Below are 14,012 nucleotides of genomic sequence, written 5' to 3'. Positions count from 1 at the left end.
CACCCGTCAGGCGACCGCCTTGATCGCGGCCTCGGCCTTGCGCACGAGGTCGGCGCCGATCCGGCCCGCCCAGGTGTCGAACACCGAGCGGGTCGCGCGCGCGAAGGCCTGCTTCTCGGCATCCGTGAGCTCGACCGTGGCGACGTTGCGCTTGGCGAGTTCGTCGAAGGACGAGCGGTCGCCGTCGCCGATGCCCTTGCGTGCGGCGGCGATCTGGCGCCGCGCGGCCTCCTTGGCGCTCTCGGCGATGATCTCCTGGTCGGCGCGCGAGAAGCTCTCCCATACGCCTTTCGCCACGTGGAAGATCCCCGCATCCGCGCAGTAGTTCCACACCGTCAGATGCCGCTGCGCGAGCGTATCCATCTTGAAGGCGAGGAACAGGTTGATCGGGTTCTCCTGCCCGTCCACCGCGCCGGTCGAGAGCGCGGGCTGGAGGTCGGCGAACGACATCTGCACCGGGTTGGCGCCGAGCGCGTTGTAGATGTCGGCGAAGATCGCGCCGGCGGCGAACCGGATCTTCAGCCCGCGCAGGTCCTCGGGCGTGCGGATCGCACGGCGCGAGTTGGAGAGCTCGCGGAACCCGTTCTCGCCCCAGGCCAGCGGCACGACCTCGCGCTGTGCGAGCACCTGGAACAGATCGCGCCCCGGCTCGCCATTGATCAGCGCGTCGAAGGCGCGGTGGCCGGGCATCAGGAACGGCATCGAGAACAGCGTCATCTCGCGGATCTGCGGCGAGAGATTGATGGTCGAGGACACCGTCATGTCGATCACGCCCTGGCGCATCGCCAAGAGCTCGCGCGTCTGATCGCCGCCGACCAGCTGGCTGCCGGGATAGACCTTCACGTTGATGCGGCCCTGGGTGCGTTCGGTGACCAGCTCGGCCCACTGGAACGCGCCCTCGGAGAGCGGGATCGGCCGGTTGCCGACCACCGAGAGCTTGTACTCGCTCTTCAGCGCCTGGGCGCGCGAGACCCAGGGTGCCGCGAGCCCGGCGGCGAGGCCCGCGCTGCCCAGCAGCAATCCGCGGCGGTTGGTGGCCATGGTCATCGGTGCGTCCTCCTCGGTGACTGGTCCCGGCAGGCCCGGGTTTGGCGGCAGAATGGGGAGGACGCGGCCGGGTCTGCAAGGGGTCATGCGAGTGTCGCTTATCGCGGCCCGAGGGATCGGCAAGACTGGCGGGCCGGGGCGAGGAGGGGCGTCATGACACGAGGGGTGATCGCCGTGACCGGCGGCGCGTCGGGGATCGGGCTGGCGGTTGCGCGCGCGGCCGCCGCGGCGGGGTATCGGCTCGCGGTCGCGGATCGCGATCGGGTCGCGCTCGATGCCGCGCGCACGGTGCTGCCGGAGCAGACGCGGTTCAGCGCACTCGACGTCACCGACGAGGCGCGCGTCGAGGGCTGGATCGCCGAGGCCTCGGACGCCGATCGCCTGGTGGGGCTGGTGACGGCGGCGGGCATCGCCGCCGACGTGCACGTGCTGGAAACGAGCGCCGAGCAGTTCCGCCGCATCCTGGACGTGAATGTCACCGGCACGTTCCTGTGCGCGAAGGCGGCGGCGCGGCGGATGCGCGAGACCGGCGGCGGGTCGATCGTGACCATCGCCTCGGTCTCCGGCGTGCGCGGCTCGAAGGGGCGCGCCGCCTACGGGTGTTCGAAGGCAGCGGTGGTCAACCTGACGCAGGTCCTGGCGGTCGACCTTGCCGCGGATGCGATCCGGGCGAACGCGGTCTGTCCGGGCCCGGTCGAGACGCCCCTGGTCGCGCGCGTGCACACGGAGCAGACGCGCGCGCACTGGCTCGCGCATGTGCCTCAGCGCCGCTACGCGCGGCCTGACGAGATGGCGGGCGCGGTGCTGTTCCTGCTCGATCCCGCCCAGTCGGGCTTCGTCACCGGGGTGGCGCTGCCCGTGGACGGCGGCTTCGCTGGCGCGGGGCTGACCGCGATCGGGCGCTGACCGGGACAGCGCGGCCGGCTCACCCCGACATGGCGGCGAGCGCATCGTCCAGCGCGCGGGACGCCTCGCGGAGCGCGAACCCGAGGCGGCTCCGCGCCCGGTTCGCCTCCACCGTGGCGAACCGCGCGGCATCGGTGCCGGCCGCGGTCGCCGCCAGCACACGGATCGGTTCCAGTACCGTCCAGGGCGGCAACGGCAGGGCCTCGGCGTGGGCGAAGCGGTCGCCCGGCGTGTAGTCGACCGGCACAAGCGCGCGCGAGGCCCGCATCAGCGCGCGATCGACTCGCAGCGCGTCCGCGGCCGTGCGCGCGCGCACGGCGCGCGAGCGGTCGCGCACTGCCTCCGCCGCCGCAACCGGACCGGCCAGGTCGAACCGGTCGCCCAGCCGGCCGCGCAGCCCCGCGAGCTCCGCGAGCAGCGCCTCGGCGGTCGCGGCATGATCCAGCGGCACGACGGGATCCGTCAGCAGGCGCCACACCGCGAGCGCGAGCACGCGCGTGTCGCGCACCTGGTTCGCCTCGTCGATCTTGTCGAGCGTGTCGTGCGGCGTGTGCCACCACCAGCCGAGATGGTTGCGCGTCGGCACCGCGCCGGGCGCCTGCTCACTGATCGCGCCGAACATCGAGGGAATGCCGATGCCGCCGAAGCTCTCGTCGCTGTTCCGCGCCTTGCGGCCGCCCAGGTAGCGCTGGCCGGCGGCGCGCTCCACCGCCTCCGCGGCGATGTGGCGCAGCTCGGACATCGCCGCCGCCTTGGCGAGGTCGGTCGCGCCTGCGCCGCCGAGCGAGTCAACGTTCACATGCGCGACACAGCGCCGCTCGAGCTCGTCCCAGTGCGTGTCGGCATACCAGGTCGAGCCGGAGTAGCGCCCGTGCGAGTGGCCCGACCAGAAGCAGAGGCGCAGGCCGCGCTTCCACCGGTCGCGGCGTTCGGCGCAGAGCCGCGCGACCTCCAGCATGCCCGCATTCGCCGAGCCGTTGTCCATCACGCCGTGATACCAGGTGTCGTGATGGCCGGAGAGCATCACGAAGGGCGTGTCCGGCCCGCCGCCGGGCGCGTCGAGCTCCGCGACGAGCAGCGGCGTGGAGCGCCAGCCGGTGTCGACCGCGGCATGGATCACCACGCGCGGCCTCTCGCCGCGCAGTACGCGCTCGCGCAGCGCCGAGCCATCGCTCTTCGACAGCGTCGCGGCGACCGTCGTCGGCAACGCGCCCAGGGTCGCCGGCGAGGGGCTGCCCCAGACCGGCGAGATGCACATCTCGTGGCGGTGCTCCTGGTGGCTGATCTGGATCTGCCCCGCGGCTCCCGCCCGCGAGGCGAGCTGGGCGTTCGCCGGTGTCGCCATGCCGTCGATCAGCGCGATCCTGCCGGTCAGGTCCTTGTCGGCGAAGTCGGCCTCGGTGCCCTGGCCGACATGGACGACCTCGCCGGCGAGGCCGCCTTCGGGCGAGGGGCGCGAGAAGGAATGCGTGATCGCCGTCAGCGACTGGTTGTCCACCTCGACGCGGGCGGGCCCGGGCAGGCTGACATAGGCATCGTGCCGGATCGTTGCGATGCGGTAGCCGGCATCGCCGAGCCGCCCCTCGATGAAGCGCAGCGCCTCGGCCTCCTCGGCCGTGCCGCTCAGCTTCACCCAGCGCGCGATCTCCGTGAGGTCGGCCATCATCCGTGGCCCGCTGACGGCATCCGTCACGCTGGCGGCACCGGCATCATCCATGCTGGGACTCCTCGACGATACGCAACGGATACAAGGCTCGTCCCGCAGCGCCGGCGCGTCAACGTCGCGCGGCGACGTCACAGGGCGATCGCATTGGCCCTCTGCCCCACCCCGGCGGCGGGAGAGGCAGCGGACCCCGTCTCGGGCCGCGCAGGCCCCCCTCGCGATCGCCCCGGGCCGGTATGCGGGGTTTGTTTCATGCACGGGCGCCCCGCCAGCCCCGCACGCGATGCCCGATCGTCAAAGGGCAAACCTCTGGCAATCGGGCATCAGGCGGTGACGCCGCCATCGACGCGCAGGATGTGCCCGGTCACGAAGCCGGCGGCCGGTGAAAGCAGGAAACGGATGGCGTGCGCGACCTCCGTTGCCGTGCCGAACCGGCCGAGCGGGATCGCGGCAAGCATGCGCGCGCGCTGCTCCGGGTCGCTGCGCGCGGCCTCGGTCATCCGCGTCGCGATCGGCCCGGGCGCGACCGCGTTCACGCGCACGGAGCGCGGCGCGAGCTCAACCGCGAGCGCCTTCACCAGGCCGTTCACCCCGGCCTTGGACGCCGCATAGGCGGCGGCCTCAGGGTGGCCGACCAGGCCGATCTGGCTCGTGACGAGCACGATCGCGCCCCGGCCCGCCTGAGCCATGATCCGCCCCGCATCGCGCGCCAGCACGAAGGTCGCGCCGAGATTGACGTCCAGGACGCGATCGAGGTCGGACCGCGCGCTCTTCAGGCCGGCGCGACGCTCGAACACGCCGGCCACCGCGGCGAGCGCGTCCAGGCGGCCGAGCCCAGCCACGGCCGCGCTGACGACCCCCTCGGCGCCGCCCTGCGACAGGTCGCGCACCAGCACATGGTCATCGGGCAGCAGCCCGGACAGCGATGTCGCCTCGGCGGCATCGCGCGCGACCCCGACCACACGGGCGCCGTCGTCGAGCGCGAGCGACACCAGCGCGCGTCCGATCCCCGATCCGGCCCCCGTGACAAGAAGGGCCAATCCCGCAAGATCGCACCGGGCGGCATCGGACCGCGCGGAGTCAGGGGAGATGGCCATGGAGAGCGATGATCGGATGCTGGCCGCACGGCTGCAAGCGGTGAAGGACAAGCGCGGCTACCTGCTGGCGCATCACGGACTGCTCGCGGCGATCTCCGAGGAGATGCTGGCGCGCTACGACGCGCTCTACACCGCGCTTGCGCTCGACAGGAAGGTGCTCGACGAGCGCGCGCGCGAGTTCGTCTGGCTGTGCGTCCTGATCGCGACCGATGAGGCGATCGCGAGCCACCATATCGCGAAGTTCCGCCAGGGCGGCGGCACGGCCGAGGAGATCGCCGCGGCGATCCGGCTCACCGCCTGGGCGGTCGGGGCGCGGGCCTACGCGTTCATCGCCGATCACTGGGCGCAGCACCTGCCGGACGTCGTGATCGCGGAGCGCTACCGCACCGATCTGACGATCAATGCCGGCGCGGTGCCGCCGCGCATCGCGATCCCAGCGGTCGCCGCGGTGCATGCCGCGCGCGGCGACCATGCCCTGCTGGCGCGCGCGATCACGTTCGCCTACGCGATCGACGTGCCGGAGCCGGAGCTCGCCGAGGCGCTGACGATCATGATGTTCCCGGGCAGCGTGCCCCGGTTCGTCGAGGCCGCGAAGGTCTGGCTCGACCTGATCCGTGCGGGCACGGTGCGGCCGTCGTCGGCGTTCGCGGCCTGGGCGCGCCTCCAGGGCCAGGGAGGGTTCGACGAGGCGGTGGCCGGTCGGGAGGAAGCGGGGCGTCAGTAGGGCGGCGGCAGCACGCCGTCCCGCGCCGCCTCCTCCCAGAACCCGACCGCCTCGATCAGCGTGTTGCCGCCGCAGGGCAGCAGCAGATAGGAGAGCGCCTCGCAGATCTGCGGCGCGGTCGCGCCGGCGGCGCAGCTCTCCGCGAGATGCAGGATCATGCCCTCGCGGTGGCGACGCGCGGCCTGGCAGGTTGCGGCGACGAGATGCGCGAGCCTGGGCTCGAGCGCGCCGCGCACCGTGTCGAACGCGGCGAGATACTGCGCCTTCAGGGCGGCCGGCAGGGCCCAGCGCGACCAGTGCGCGCCGGCGAAGCCCAGCACCGCGAGTCCCTCCGTCACGGCCGCGATCGCCACGGCACGCGCGACGTCGTCGCCGCTCAGCCCGGCCGCGACCGCGCGCCGCATGTGGATGAAGCCGTGCACCTCGCGCGCCGCGGCAAGCAGCCCGGCCCAGACGGTCTCGCGCTCGCGTGGCGTCAGCACGCGCGGCACGAGGGTCAGGCTCTCGTAGAAGCGGTCGTAGTCGCGCAGCAGCCCCGGCGCGTGCGCCGCGAACATGCGGTGATACGGAAGCGTGTAGCCGCGCTTCGCCTCGACCTCGGCGAGGATCGCCGCACCGTCGGCGGGATCGGGGTCGTTCGCCATCGCGTCGGGCCCTGGCGCGATCAGCCGCGCGTCGCCGCGAGGGCCGGGTTCAGCGACGCAAGCAGCGGTGCCTGGGGCAGTCCTGCGCTGCGCATCAGCCACCAGGCGAGGCAGAGATTCGAGGTCAGGTAGCAGCGGCTGTGCGTGTCGCCGACCCGCGCCAGGGCGCCGAGCGTGTAGGCGCCCGTGCCGGTGAGCAGCACCGCATCCGCCGCCGTCGCACCGACCGCCGCGATCGCGCCGGCGAGTTCGTCCTCGCTTGCGTCGTAGGCGCGGAACACGTCACCCATCGTCGTCAGCGCCGCGACCTCGAACCCGCCCTCGCGCCAGTACCCGCGCGACCACTCGGTCAGCCAGTCGGGATAGGGCGAGACGAGCGCGATGCGCCGCGCACCCAGCGCACGCAGCGCCTCGGTCACGGCGAGGCTCGCGGTCGCGACGGGACACCCGGCCGCCTCGGAGAGACGCCGGCAGAGCGCCGCATCCGCCTCAGGCCCGTCGCGGTAGGTCGCGCTCATGAACGCGATGCCGATCGCGGCGAGATCGAGCTCGCCGAACGCGCGCACGGCCTCGGGGTAGGTCGCGCCGTAGCCCTCGCAGCGCGCGCGCAGGTCGCCCGCCAGCACCGGCAGCCGCGCGATGTGCAGCACGGCGGCGGCGCCGGTCAGCGCGTGCAGCTCGGGCTCGGCGGCCGGATTCGCCGGCGGCACGATCGCGCCGAGCCGGACCGAGGTGCCGGGGGGCAGGGGTGAGGGTGTCATCCGCGCGCGGCCCGGAGCTGCTCGGGATACCCCGCCGCATCGATCCGCACGTCGATCACCGCCGGGCCGGGTACCGCCAGCGCGGCGTCGAGCGCGGCGCGGTACGCCGCCACCGTCGCCACGGTGAACCCGGCGCAGCCCAGGCCGCGCGCGACCTCGGCGAAGCCGGGATGCGCCCAGCCGACGCTGCCGTGCGGCAGGGCGCGGCGGCCCTTCTTCAGGTCGATCAGGCTGAGCGAGCCGTCGTTGAACACGATCACGACGATCCGCGCGCCGGCAGACGCCGCGGTGGCGAGCTCGCCGAGGCACATCAGCAGTCCGCCGTCGCCGGTGAAGGCGAGCGCGCGCCGCTCGGGCTCGGCGAGCGCGGCGGCGATCGCCGCCGGCAGCGCGAAGCCCATCGAGGCGAGGCCGTTCGAGATCAGCAGGTCGTTCGGCTCCCGGCACGGCCAGAAGCTGGTGGCGCTGAACATGTGCGCGCCCGCGTCGACCGCCACGCGCGGATGCAGCTCCGCACGCGCGCAGGCCTCGGCGGCCAGCGTGACGACGCGCTCAGGCCCGATGCGATCACCTGCTCCGGGATTGGCGAGCGTGCCGAGCCAAGCCTTGCGCGCCTCGGCGATCGCCCCGGCCGACCAGCGTGTCGCGCTGGCCCGCGCCGCGAGCGCGTCCAGTGCCGCACCGATCGCGCCCTCGATCACGACCGCAGGCTCGGCGTAGTGCACCGGTCGGCGGAACCGCGCGACATCCACCACCGGCACGCGGTAGCGCCAGGGCTGCAGGATCAGCTCGACCGGATCGAGGCCGGCGAGCAGGATCAGGTCGGCCTGATCGACGACGCCCGCCTCGGCCGCGCCGCCGGTGAAGATGCCGCCGAACAGCGGATCGTCATCGCTGACCACACCCTTGGCCTTGTAGGTGACCAGCACCGGCGCGCCGAGCGCGCGGGCGAGCGCGCGCACCGACGCCGCATCGTCGCGTGCCTCGAGCCCCGCGACGATGACGGGTCGTTGCGCATCGCGCAGCAGCGCCGCCGCCGAAGCGAGTGCCTCGGGATCGGGCGCGGTCCCGCCGATCGGCGTCACGAGTGTGACCGTGTCGGCGAGGCGCCTGGCGGCCTCGCCGGTCATCTCCAGCACGGCCGGTCCGCGACACGGGCCGTGCATCGCCGCGACCAGTTCGGCGAGGCGCGCGCCGAGATCGGGCCCGCTCGTCACCGCGTAGCCGCGCACCAGCGGCGCCATGAACGCGGCCTGGTCGAACACCTGGTGCGTCACGTAGCCCGCCTGGGTCGGGGTGAACCCGTCGGTCACGAGCAGCACGGGCGCGCGCTCGAGCGAGGCATTGGCGATGCCGTTCGCCGCATTGGCGAGGCCAGGTCCTTTCGTCACCAGCACGGCACCCGGACGGCCCGTTACCTCGGCGCTGGCGGTTGCCATCATCGCCGCCGAACCCTCGTGGCGCGCGAGCGTGAACGGGATGCCGGCACGCGCGGCCGCCTCGATCAGGTCAAGGCTCGATCCGCCGCCGGGCACGCCGAAGATCCGGCTGACGCCGAGCTGCGCCAACGCATCAGCCAGCACGTCCGCCGCGGTGCGCGCGGCGACCGCCGTCTTCGCCTGGACCGTCACGTCGTTCCTCCCTCGTCCGCGCATTCGATCACCAGATGGCCTGCCTCCGTCCAGGCGGTTGCGTCGGCAGGAACCACGGCCGTGCTCTCACGCTCCTCGACCACCGCGGGCCCGGCGATGCGGAGCCCCGGGACGAGACGATAGCGGTCGTACACGGCCGCGTCACGGAAGGCGCGGGTGCGCGTGCAGAACACCGGGCGTGTGCCCTTCGCCGCGCTGGCGCTCGGCGTCGCGGCAACCGGTGCGGCGTGCATCGTCGGACGCGGCCCGCGCGCGACCACGCGCCAGGTGACGCACTCGACCTCGCCCGCGGGTTCGATCCGGTCGTAGAGCGTCCGGTAGCGCGTCTCGAACGCCGCGCGGGTGCGCGCCGCCCAGCTGCCGGCGCGCGGGTCGGGCAGCGTCACCTCGATCGCGTGCCCCTGGCCGCGATAGCGCAGCTCGGCGGAGCATTCGAGCACCGCCACGGAACGATCCACCCCCGCTTCGGCGAGGTTGCCGAGCGCCTCGGCGGCAAGGGCGTCGAGCATCGCCGCGGCCTCGTCTCCGGTCATGCCGGGCAACGGCACGATCCGCGTGCGCGCGGCCGCGAAGGCAGCGGGGCTCGCGAGGAAGCCGAACGCCGAGGCCACGCCCGCGCCCGCCGGGCAGATCACGCGGCGCATGCCGAGCCGGCGCGCGACATCGCAGGCATGCACCGGGCCCGCACCGCCGATCGCCACCATCGCATAGTCGGCGACGCGCACGCCCTTTTCGATCGCGTGGATCGACGCAGCCTGCGCCATGCTCTCGTCCACGGTGGCGCGGATGCCGAGCGCGGCCTCGGTCGCCGTGAGCCCGAGCGGCTCTGCCACCGCACGCCGGATCGCCGCCTCGGCGGCCGCGCGGTCGAGCCGCATCGTGCCGCCGAGAAAGCTCGCGGCGTCGAGATGGCCGAGCAGCAGGTCCGCATCGGTCACGGTCGGCTGCGTCCCGCCGCGTCCGTAGCAGGCGGGCCCCGGATCGGCCGAGGCGCTCTCCGGCCCGACCTCGATCATGCCGAGCGCGTTGACGCGCGCGATCGAGCCGCCGCCCGCGCCGATCTCGATCATGTCGATCGCGGACACCAGCAGCGGCAGGCCGCTGCCGGGGCGGAAACGGGCGATCCGCGCAACCTCCAACACCGGGCTGCGCGCGGGCTCGCCGTCGGGGATCAGGCAGGCCTTCGCCGTCGTGCCGCCCATGTCGAAGGCGAGCACGTCGCGCGCGCCGACCGCCGCGCCGGCGAGCGCGGTCGCCTGCGCCCCGCCGGCCGGGCCCGACTGCGCCAAGCGTACCGGATGGCGGATCGCCGCCGCCTGATGGATCGTGCCGCCGTCCGACTGCATCAGCAGCAGCCCGCTCGGGATGCCCATCGCGCGCAGCCCCTCGGCGAGCCGTGCCAGGTAGCGGCGGAACACCGGCTGGACATAGGCGTTGGCGACCGTGGTGGTGGCGCGCTCGTACTCGCCGAGCGCGGGCGCCACCTCGCTCGAGAGCGAAACGGCCGTGTCGGGCAGGTGGCGCGCGAGGATCGCCGCCATCGCCTGCTCGTGCGCCGGGTTGCGGAACGCGTGCAGGAACGTCACCGCGACCGCCTCGACGCCCGACGCCGCGAGCGCCCGCACCGCCGCCTCGGCCGAGGCGGGATCGAACGGCGTGAGCACCGATCCGTCGGCCGCAAGACGTTCGGTCACCTCGACGGAGCGCGACCGCGGCACGAGCGGCGGGGCGAGCGTAATATTCAGGTCGTAGATGTCCCAGCGCCACTCGCGCGCCATCACCAGCACATCGCGGAATCCGGCGGTGGCGACGAAGCCGGTGCGCACGCCCTTGCGCTCGATGATCGCGTTGGCGACCAGCGTGGTGCCATGGATCACCTGCGCGATCGCCGCGGGCGCCACGCCGGCGAGCGCCGTCACCTCGCGGATGCCCGTGAGCACGCCCTCGGACGGATCGGCCGGCGTGGTCAGCACCTTGCCGTTCCACTGCGCGCCGGTCTCGGGGTCCGCAAGCACGAGGTCGGTGAAGGTGCCGCCGATATCGACGCCGAGGCGCAGCCGGGCAGCGCTCACGGTGCCGATCCCGAGACCAGGCCCTCGGCGAGATCCGCCGCATGCGCGGCCGGGTCGCGCTCCGCGGGCGGACCGAACCCGCCGCCGCCCGGAGTCTCGAAGGCGAGCGTGCTGCCGGGATCGAGCCGGCCCGCGGTCTTGGCCGGGATCGGCGCGCCGTCGAGCAGATCGCGGCCGCGCGCGCCCGCGCCGCCGCCGAGCAGCCCGCGCGGCGGATGCAGCACGCGCTCGTGGCGGAACATGAAGGTCATCGGCTGGTCGCCGATGTTGCGGAACGCGATGCGCTGGCCAAGCCCGCCGCGCCTCCGTCCGGCACCGCCGCTGTCCGCGATGAGGCGTCGCTCGACCACCAGCAGCGGCACATCGTTCTCGAACTGCTCGGCCGGCGTGTTGGCGACATTGGTGGGAAAGGACAGCACCGACGGGCCGTCGCTCGCGGCGCGCGCGCCATGCCCGCCGCTCATGAAGTACATCTTCACGAAGCGCCGCCCGGCGCGGTCATGGCCGCGGAGATAGACGTTCCAGGCGGGCGCGCCCGCCTCGGCCGCGACGTGCTCGGGCACCAGCTTCGCGAGCGCGCCGAGCACGACGAAGGGCAGGTAGTGGCCCGAGAGATGCCGCCCCCACACCGGCGCCGGGCGGCGCGGGTTCACCAGGCACCCCTCGGGCGCGGTGATGATGATCGGCCGGAGCCCGCCGTCGTTGTTCGGCGCGCGCGGATCGAAGGCGCACTTCACCGCATAGGCGGCGTAGGCGCTGCTGAACCCGAACGGCGAGTTCACCGGATGCGGCACCTGCGGCGCGGTGCCGGCGAAGTCGAGCGCGATCGTCTCGCCGCGCTTCTCGATCCGGCAGCGGATCGGCAACGGGGCGTCGAACCCGTCCGCGACCGTCTCGTCCTCGACCACGCCGTCCGGCGCCGCTGCCAGCGCCGCCCGCATGCTGCGCTCCGTGCGCGCGAGGATCGCCTCGACGACCGGCTCGAGCTCGTCCACCGCCTCCTGGTCGAGGATGCCCAGCAGGCGGCGTTCCGCCACCGCGAAGGCGGCGAACATCGCCCGGATGTCGCCCATCGCCTCGTCCGGCTCGCGAACATTCTCGCGCAGGAAGGCGATGATCTCCTCGTCCTCCACGCCGGCCTTGACGATGCGGCAGACCGGGATGGTCAGTCCCTCCTCGTGCACGTCGCGCGCATCCGGGCGCGGCGCGCCGCCGATATCGACGCAGTGGAAGGTGCCGCCGACGAAGGCGATCAGCCGGCCCGCGCGGAAGATCGGGCGGGCGAGCGTGATGTCGTTCAGGTGACCCGTGCCCAGCCACGGATCGTTGCTGATCAGCACGTCGCCCGGCCTCAGCGCATCGGCCGGGATGCGCTCCAGCATCGCGCGCAAGGTGCGCGGCATGGTGCCGAGGAAGGAGGGGATCGAGCGCGAGGACTGCGCGAACTGGCGCGCCCGCGCATCCATCAGCGACACCGCCAGATCCCAGTTCTCGCGCACCACGGCGCTGAAGCTCGTGCGCACGAAAGCCTGCGCGACCTCGTCCATCAGCCCGGTGAGGCGCTGCCACAGGACTCCGAGCATGACGACATCGGTTGCGTGCCTGGGGGCCGCGTGCGTGGGGGCCGCGTGCGTGGGGGTCGCGTGCATGCGCTCGCGCGTTGTTCTTCCGGTTCTGCAACGGCGACGCCGCCTTGCCGGGTCAGGATGCCTGCACTACCGTGCCGGGACAACCCGCCCACGGATGCGCTGGCCGCATCGGTGGTTGCGCAAGACACGTGAACAGGAACGGGAGCCGGAGATGGACAGGACGCTGGATGGAACCGGGTCGCGCCGCGCGGTGCTGCGCGCGAGCCTTGCCCTCGGTGGTGTCGCGGCGATGCAGGGGGCCGCCTCGGCGCTGCTGTTCGCGCCGGCGGCGCGCGCGCAGACCGCTGAGCTCAGCACGTTGCGCGCCACCTCGAAGTCGTGGCTCTGGGCAGCCGAGGACTACGCCGGCGGGCGCGGGATGTTCGAGAAGGCGGGGCTCCGGGTCCGCATGGCCGCGACCGAGCGCGGCGTGAACCAGGACGCGCTGCTGGCCGGTGCCACCGACATCCTGCTCGGCGCGCCGACCCAGAACATGCGCGTGCAGATCCGCCGTCAGCCGGTGAAGATGATCTGCGGCATGGTGAACAAGTACGCCTCGAACATCGTCATCAAGAAGGAGCATGCCGATCGCGCGGGCGTGACCGAGGCCTCCGATCCGGCCGCGAAGGGCCGCGCGCTCAGAGGGCTCCGGCTCGGCACCACCGGTGTCGGCGCCGGACCCGATCAGCTGATCCGCTACGTGATGCGGCTCGGCGGGCTCGACCCCGACCGCGAGGCGCAACTCGTGCCGGTGCGCGGCGGCGGCCCTGCGATGCTGGCGGCGATGCAGAACAACCAGCTCGACGGGTTCTGCCTCTCCTCGCCGACCTCGGACCTTGCGGTGCAGCGCTTCGGCGCCGTCTACATGTTCAACATGGCGACCAACCCGCCGCCGGCGCTCGCCGACTACCTCTACATCACCGCCTCCGTCACCGAACGGACGCTGCGCGAGAAGGGCGAACTGCTCACCGCCTATTGCAAGGGCGTGGCGATGGCGCTCGATGCCATCAGGAAGACGCCAGCCGACTTCAAGGCGTGGTCGAAGGAGTGGTTCACCGGCATGGAGGACCAGCTGTTCGAGACCAGTTTCACGAACAACATCGACATCTACATGGCGACCCCGGTGCCGACGCGGCGCCATTTCGAGCTGAACATGGAGTTCCTCAAGGAGGAGCTGCGGCTGACCAACCAGCCGGCGCCGCCCGACGGCTACGGCTTCGGCGATGCCTGGGACCTGACATTCGTCGAGGCAGCGATGCGGGCCTGAGCGCCGCCGGGTCACGCGGCATGGCGATCGAGATCGAGGGCGCCGCCAAGCGCTACCTGCGCCGCGGCCGCGAGATCGAGGCGCTCGCCCCGGTGACGCTGACGATCGAGGACGGCGCCTTCGTCGCCTTCCTCGGCCCGTCGGGCTGCGGCAAGTCCACGATGCTGAACATGATCGCCGGGATCATCCCGGCGAGCGAAGGGCGGATCGTGCATGACGGCCGCGTTGTGCACGGGGTCAACCGCCGCGTCGGCTACATGACCCAGGTGGACAGCCTGCTGCCCTGGCGCACGGCCGAGGACAATATCGGCCTGCCGCTGGAGCTTCAGGGCGTGGCGAGGCCGGAGGCGGCAGCGCGCGTCGATCGCATGCTGGAGATGGTCAAGCTCGAGCAGTTCCGCCGGCACTTCCCGGTCGAGCTCTCGGGCGGCATGCGCAAGCGCGTCGCCCTGGCCCAGGTGCTCGCCTACGACCCGCCGACCCTGCTGATGGACGAGCCGTTCGGCGCGCTCGATGCCCAGCTCAAGCTGGTGATGCAGGCGGAGCTGACG

The 14,012-nt window shown here is 73.0% G+C and carries 12 protein-coding genes; 4 read left to right on the top strand and 8 right to left on the bottom strand.

Features of this window, described 5'->3' with window-relative positions:
- Nucleotides 1-6: 6 nt before the first annotated feature.
- A complete protein-coding gene (locus tag ACTIFU_RS17795) occupies nt 7-1,047 on the bottom strand; it encodes a DctP family TRAP transporter solute-binding subunit (RefSeq protein ID WP_439579661.1) in 1,041 nt (346 codons plus the stop codon).
- A gap of 153 nt (nt 1,048-1,200) precedes the next feature.
- Here ACTIFU_RS17795 and ACTIFU_RS17790 point away from each other — a divergent pair, with 153 nt between their 5' ends.
- Nucleotides 1,201-1,953 (top strand): SDR family NAD(P)-dependent oxidoreductase, encoded by a 753-nt coding sequence (locus ACTIFU_RS17790; protein WP_439579660.1) that lies wholly within the window; start codon nt 1,201-1,203, stop codon nt 1,951-1,953.
- Nucleotides 1,954-1,972: 19 nt separating this feature from the next.
- Here ACTIFU_RS17790 and ACTIFU_RS17785 read toward each other — a convergent pair whose 3' ends face one another.
- Complete coding sequence (locus tag ACTIFU_RS17785; protein WP_439579659.1) at nt 1,973-3,670, bottom strand: M28 family peptidase; 1,698 nt, start codon at nt 3,668-3,670, stop codon at nt 1,973-1,975.
- A gap of 269 nt (nt 3,671-3,939) precedes the next feature.
- Nucleotides 3,940-4,713: an SDR family NAD(P)-dependent oxidoreductase gene (locus ACTIFU_RS17780; RefSeq protein ID WP_439579658.1), complete on the bottom strand. Its 774-nt coding sequence runs from the start codon at nt 4,711-4,713 to the stop codon at nt 3,940-3,942.
- Here ACTIFU_RS17780 and ACTIFU_RS17775 point away from each other — a divergent pair.
- Nucleotides 4,712-5,437, top strand: a complete 726-nt coding sequence (locus ACTIFU_RS17775; RefSeq protein WP_439579657.1) for a carboxymuconolactone decarboxylase family protein — start codon at nt 4,712-4,714, stop codon at nt 5,435-5,437. The genes ACTIFU_RS17780 and ACTIFU_RS17775 overlap by 2 nt on opposite strands.
- Here the strand turns inward: ACTIFU_RS17775 and ACTIFU_RS17770 are convergent.
- Genes ACTIFU_RS17770 through ACTIFU_RS17750 form a run of 5 tightly spaced genes read right to left on the bottom strand, consistent with a single transcriptional unit; the run spans nt 5,431 to nt 12,149 of the window.
- Entirely contained in the window at nt 5,431-6,081 is a 651-nt protein-coding gene (locus ACTIFU_RS17770; RefSeq protein WP_439579656.1) for a carboxymuconolactone decarboxylase family protein, read from the bottom strand. The genes ACTIFU_RS17775 and ACTIFU_RS17770 overlap by 7 nt on opposite strands.
- Before the next feature lie 20 nt (nt 6,082-6,101).
- Entirely contained in the window at nt 6,102-6,842 is a 741-nt protein-coding gene (locus ACTIFU_RS17765; RefSeq protein WP_439579655.1) for a maleate cis-trans isomerase family protein, read from the bottom strand.
- Nucleotides 6,839-8,473 carry a thiamine pyrophosphate-dependent enzyme gene (locus ACTIFU_RS17760; RefSeq protein ID WP_439579654.1) on the bottom strand — a complete coding sequence of 545 codons (1,635 nt, stop codon included), beginning with the start codon at nt 8,471-8,473 and terminating at the stop codon, nt 6,839-6,841. The genes ACTIFU_RS17765 and ACTIFU_RS17760 overlap by 4 nt, the downstream gene beginning before the upstream one ends.
- Nucleotides 8,470-10,566: a hydantoinase/oxoprolinase family protein gene (locus tag ACTIFU_RS17755; protein ID WP_439579653.1), complete on the bottom strand. Its 2,097-nt coding sequence runs from the start codon at nt 10,564-10,566 to the stop codon at nt 8,470-8,472. The genes ACTIFU_RS17760 and ACTIFU_RS17755 overlap by 4 nt, the downstream gene beginning before the upstream one ends.
- On the bottom strand, nt 10,563-12,149 hold the full coding sequence (locus ACTIFU_RS17750; RefSeq protein WP_439579652.1) for a hydantoinase B/oxoprolinase family protein: 1,587 nt from the start codon (nt 12,147-12,149) through the stop codon (nt 10,563-10,565). Before ACTIFU_RS17750 ends, ACTIFU_RS17755 begins: the two co-directional genes overlap by 4 nt.
- A 217-nt stretch (nt 12,150-12,366) precedes the next feature.
- On the opposite strand from ACTIFU_RS17750, the gene ACTIFU_RS17745 reads away from it, so the two are divergent.
- Entirely contained in the window at nt 12,367-13,461 is a 1,095-nt protein-coding gene (locus ACTIFU_RS17745) for an ABC transporter substrate-binding protein (RefSeq protein WP_439579651.1), read from the top strand.
- A 20-nt stretch (nt 13,462-13,481) separates the two neighbouring features.
- A partial coding sequence (locus ACTIFU_RS17740; protein WP_439579650.1) for an ABC transporter ATP-binding protein occupies nt 13,482-14,012 on the top strand: 531 nt, incomplete at its 3' end.

It is taken from the genome of Elioraea sp., assembly GCF_051860475.1.
GTDB lineage: Bacteria > Pseudomonadota > Alphaproteobacteria > Acetobacterales > Acetobacteraceae > Elioraea.
This window is presented reverse-complemented; position numbering and strand designations above follow the sequence as displayed.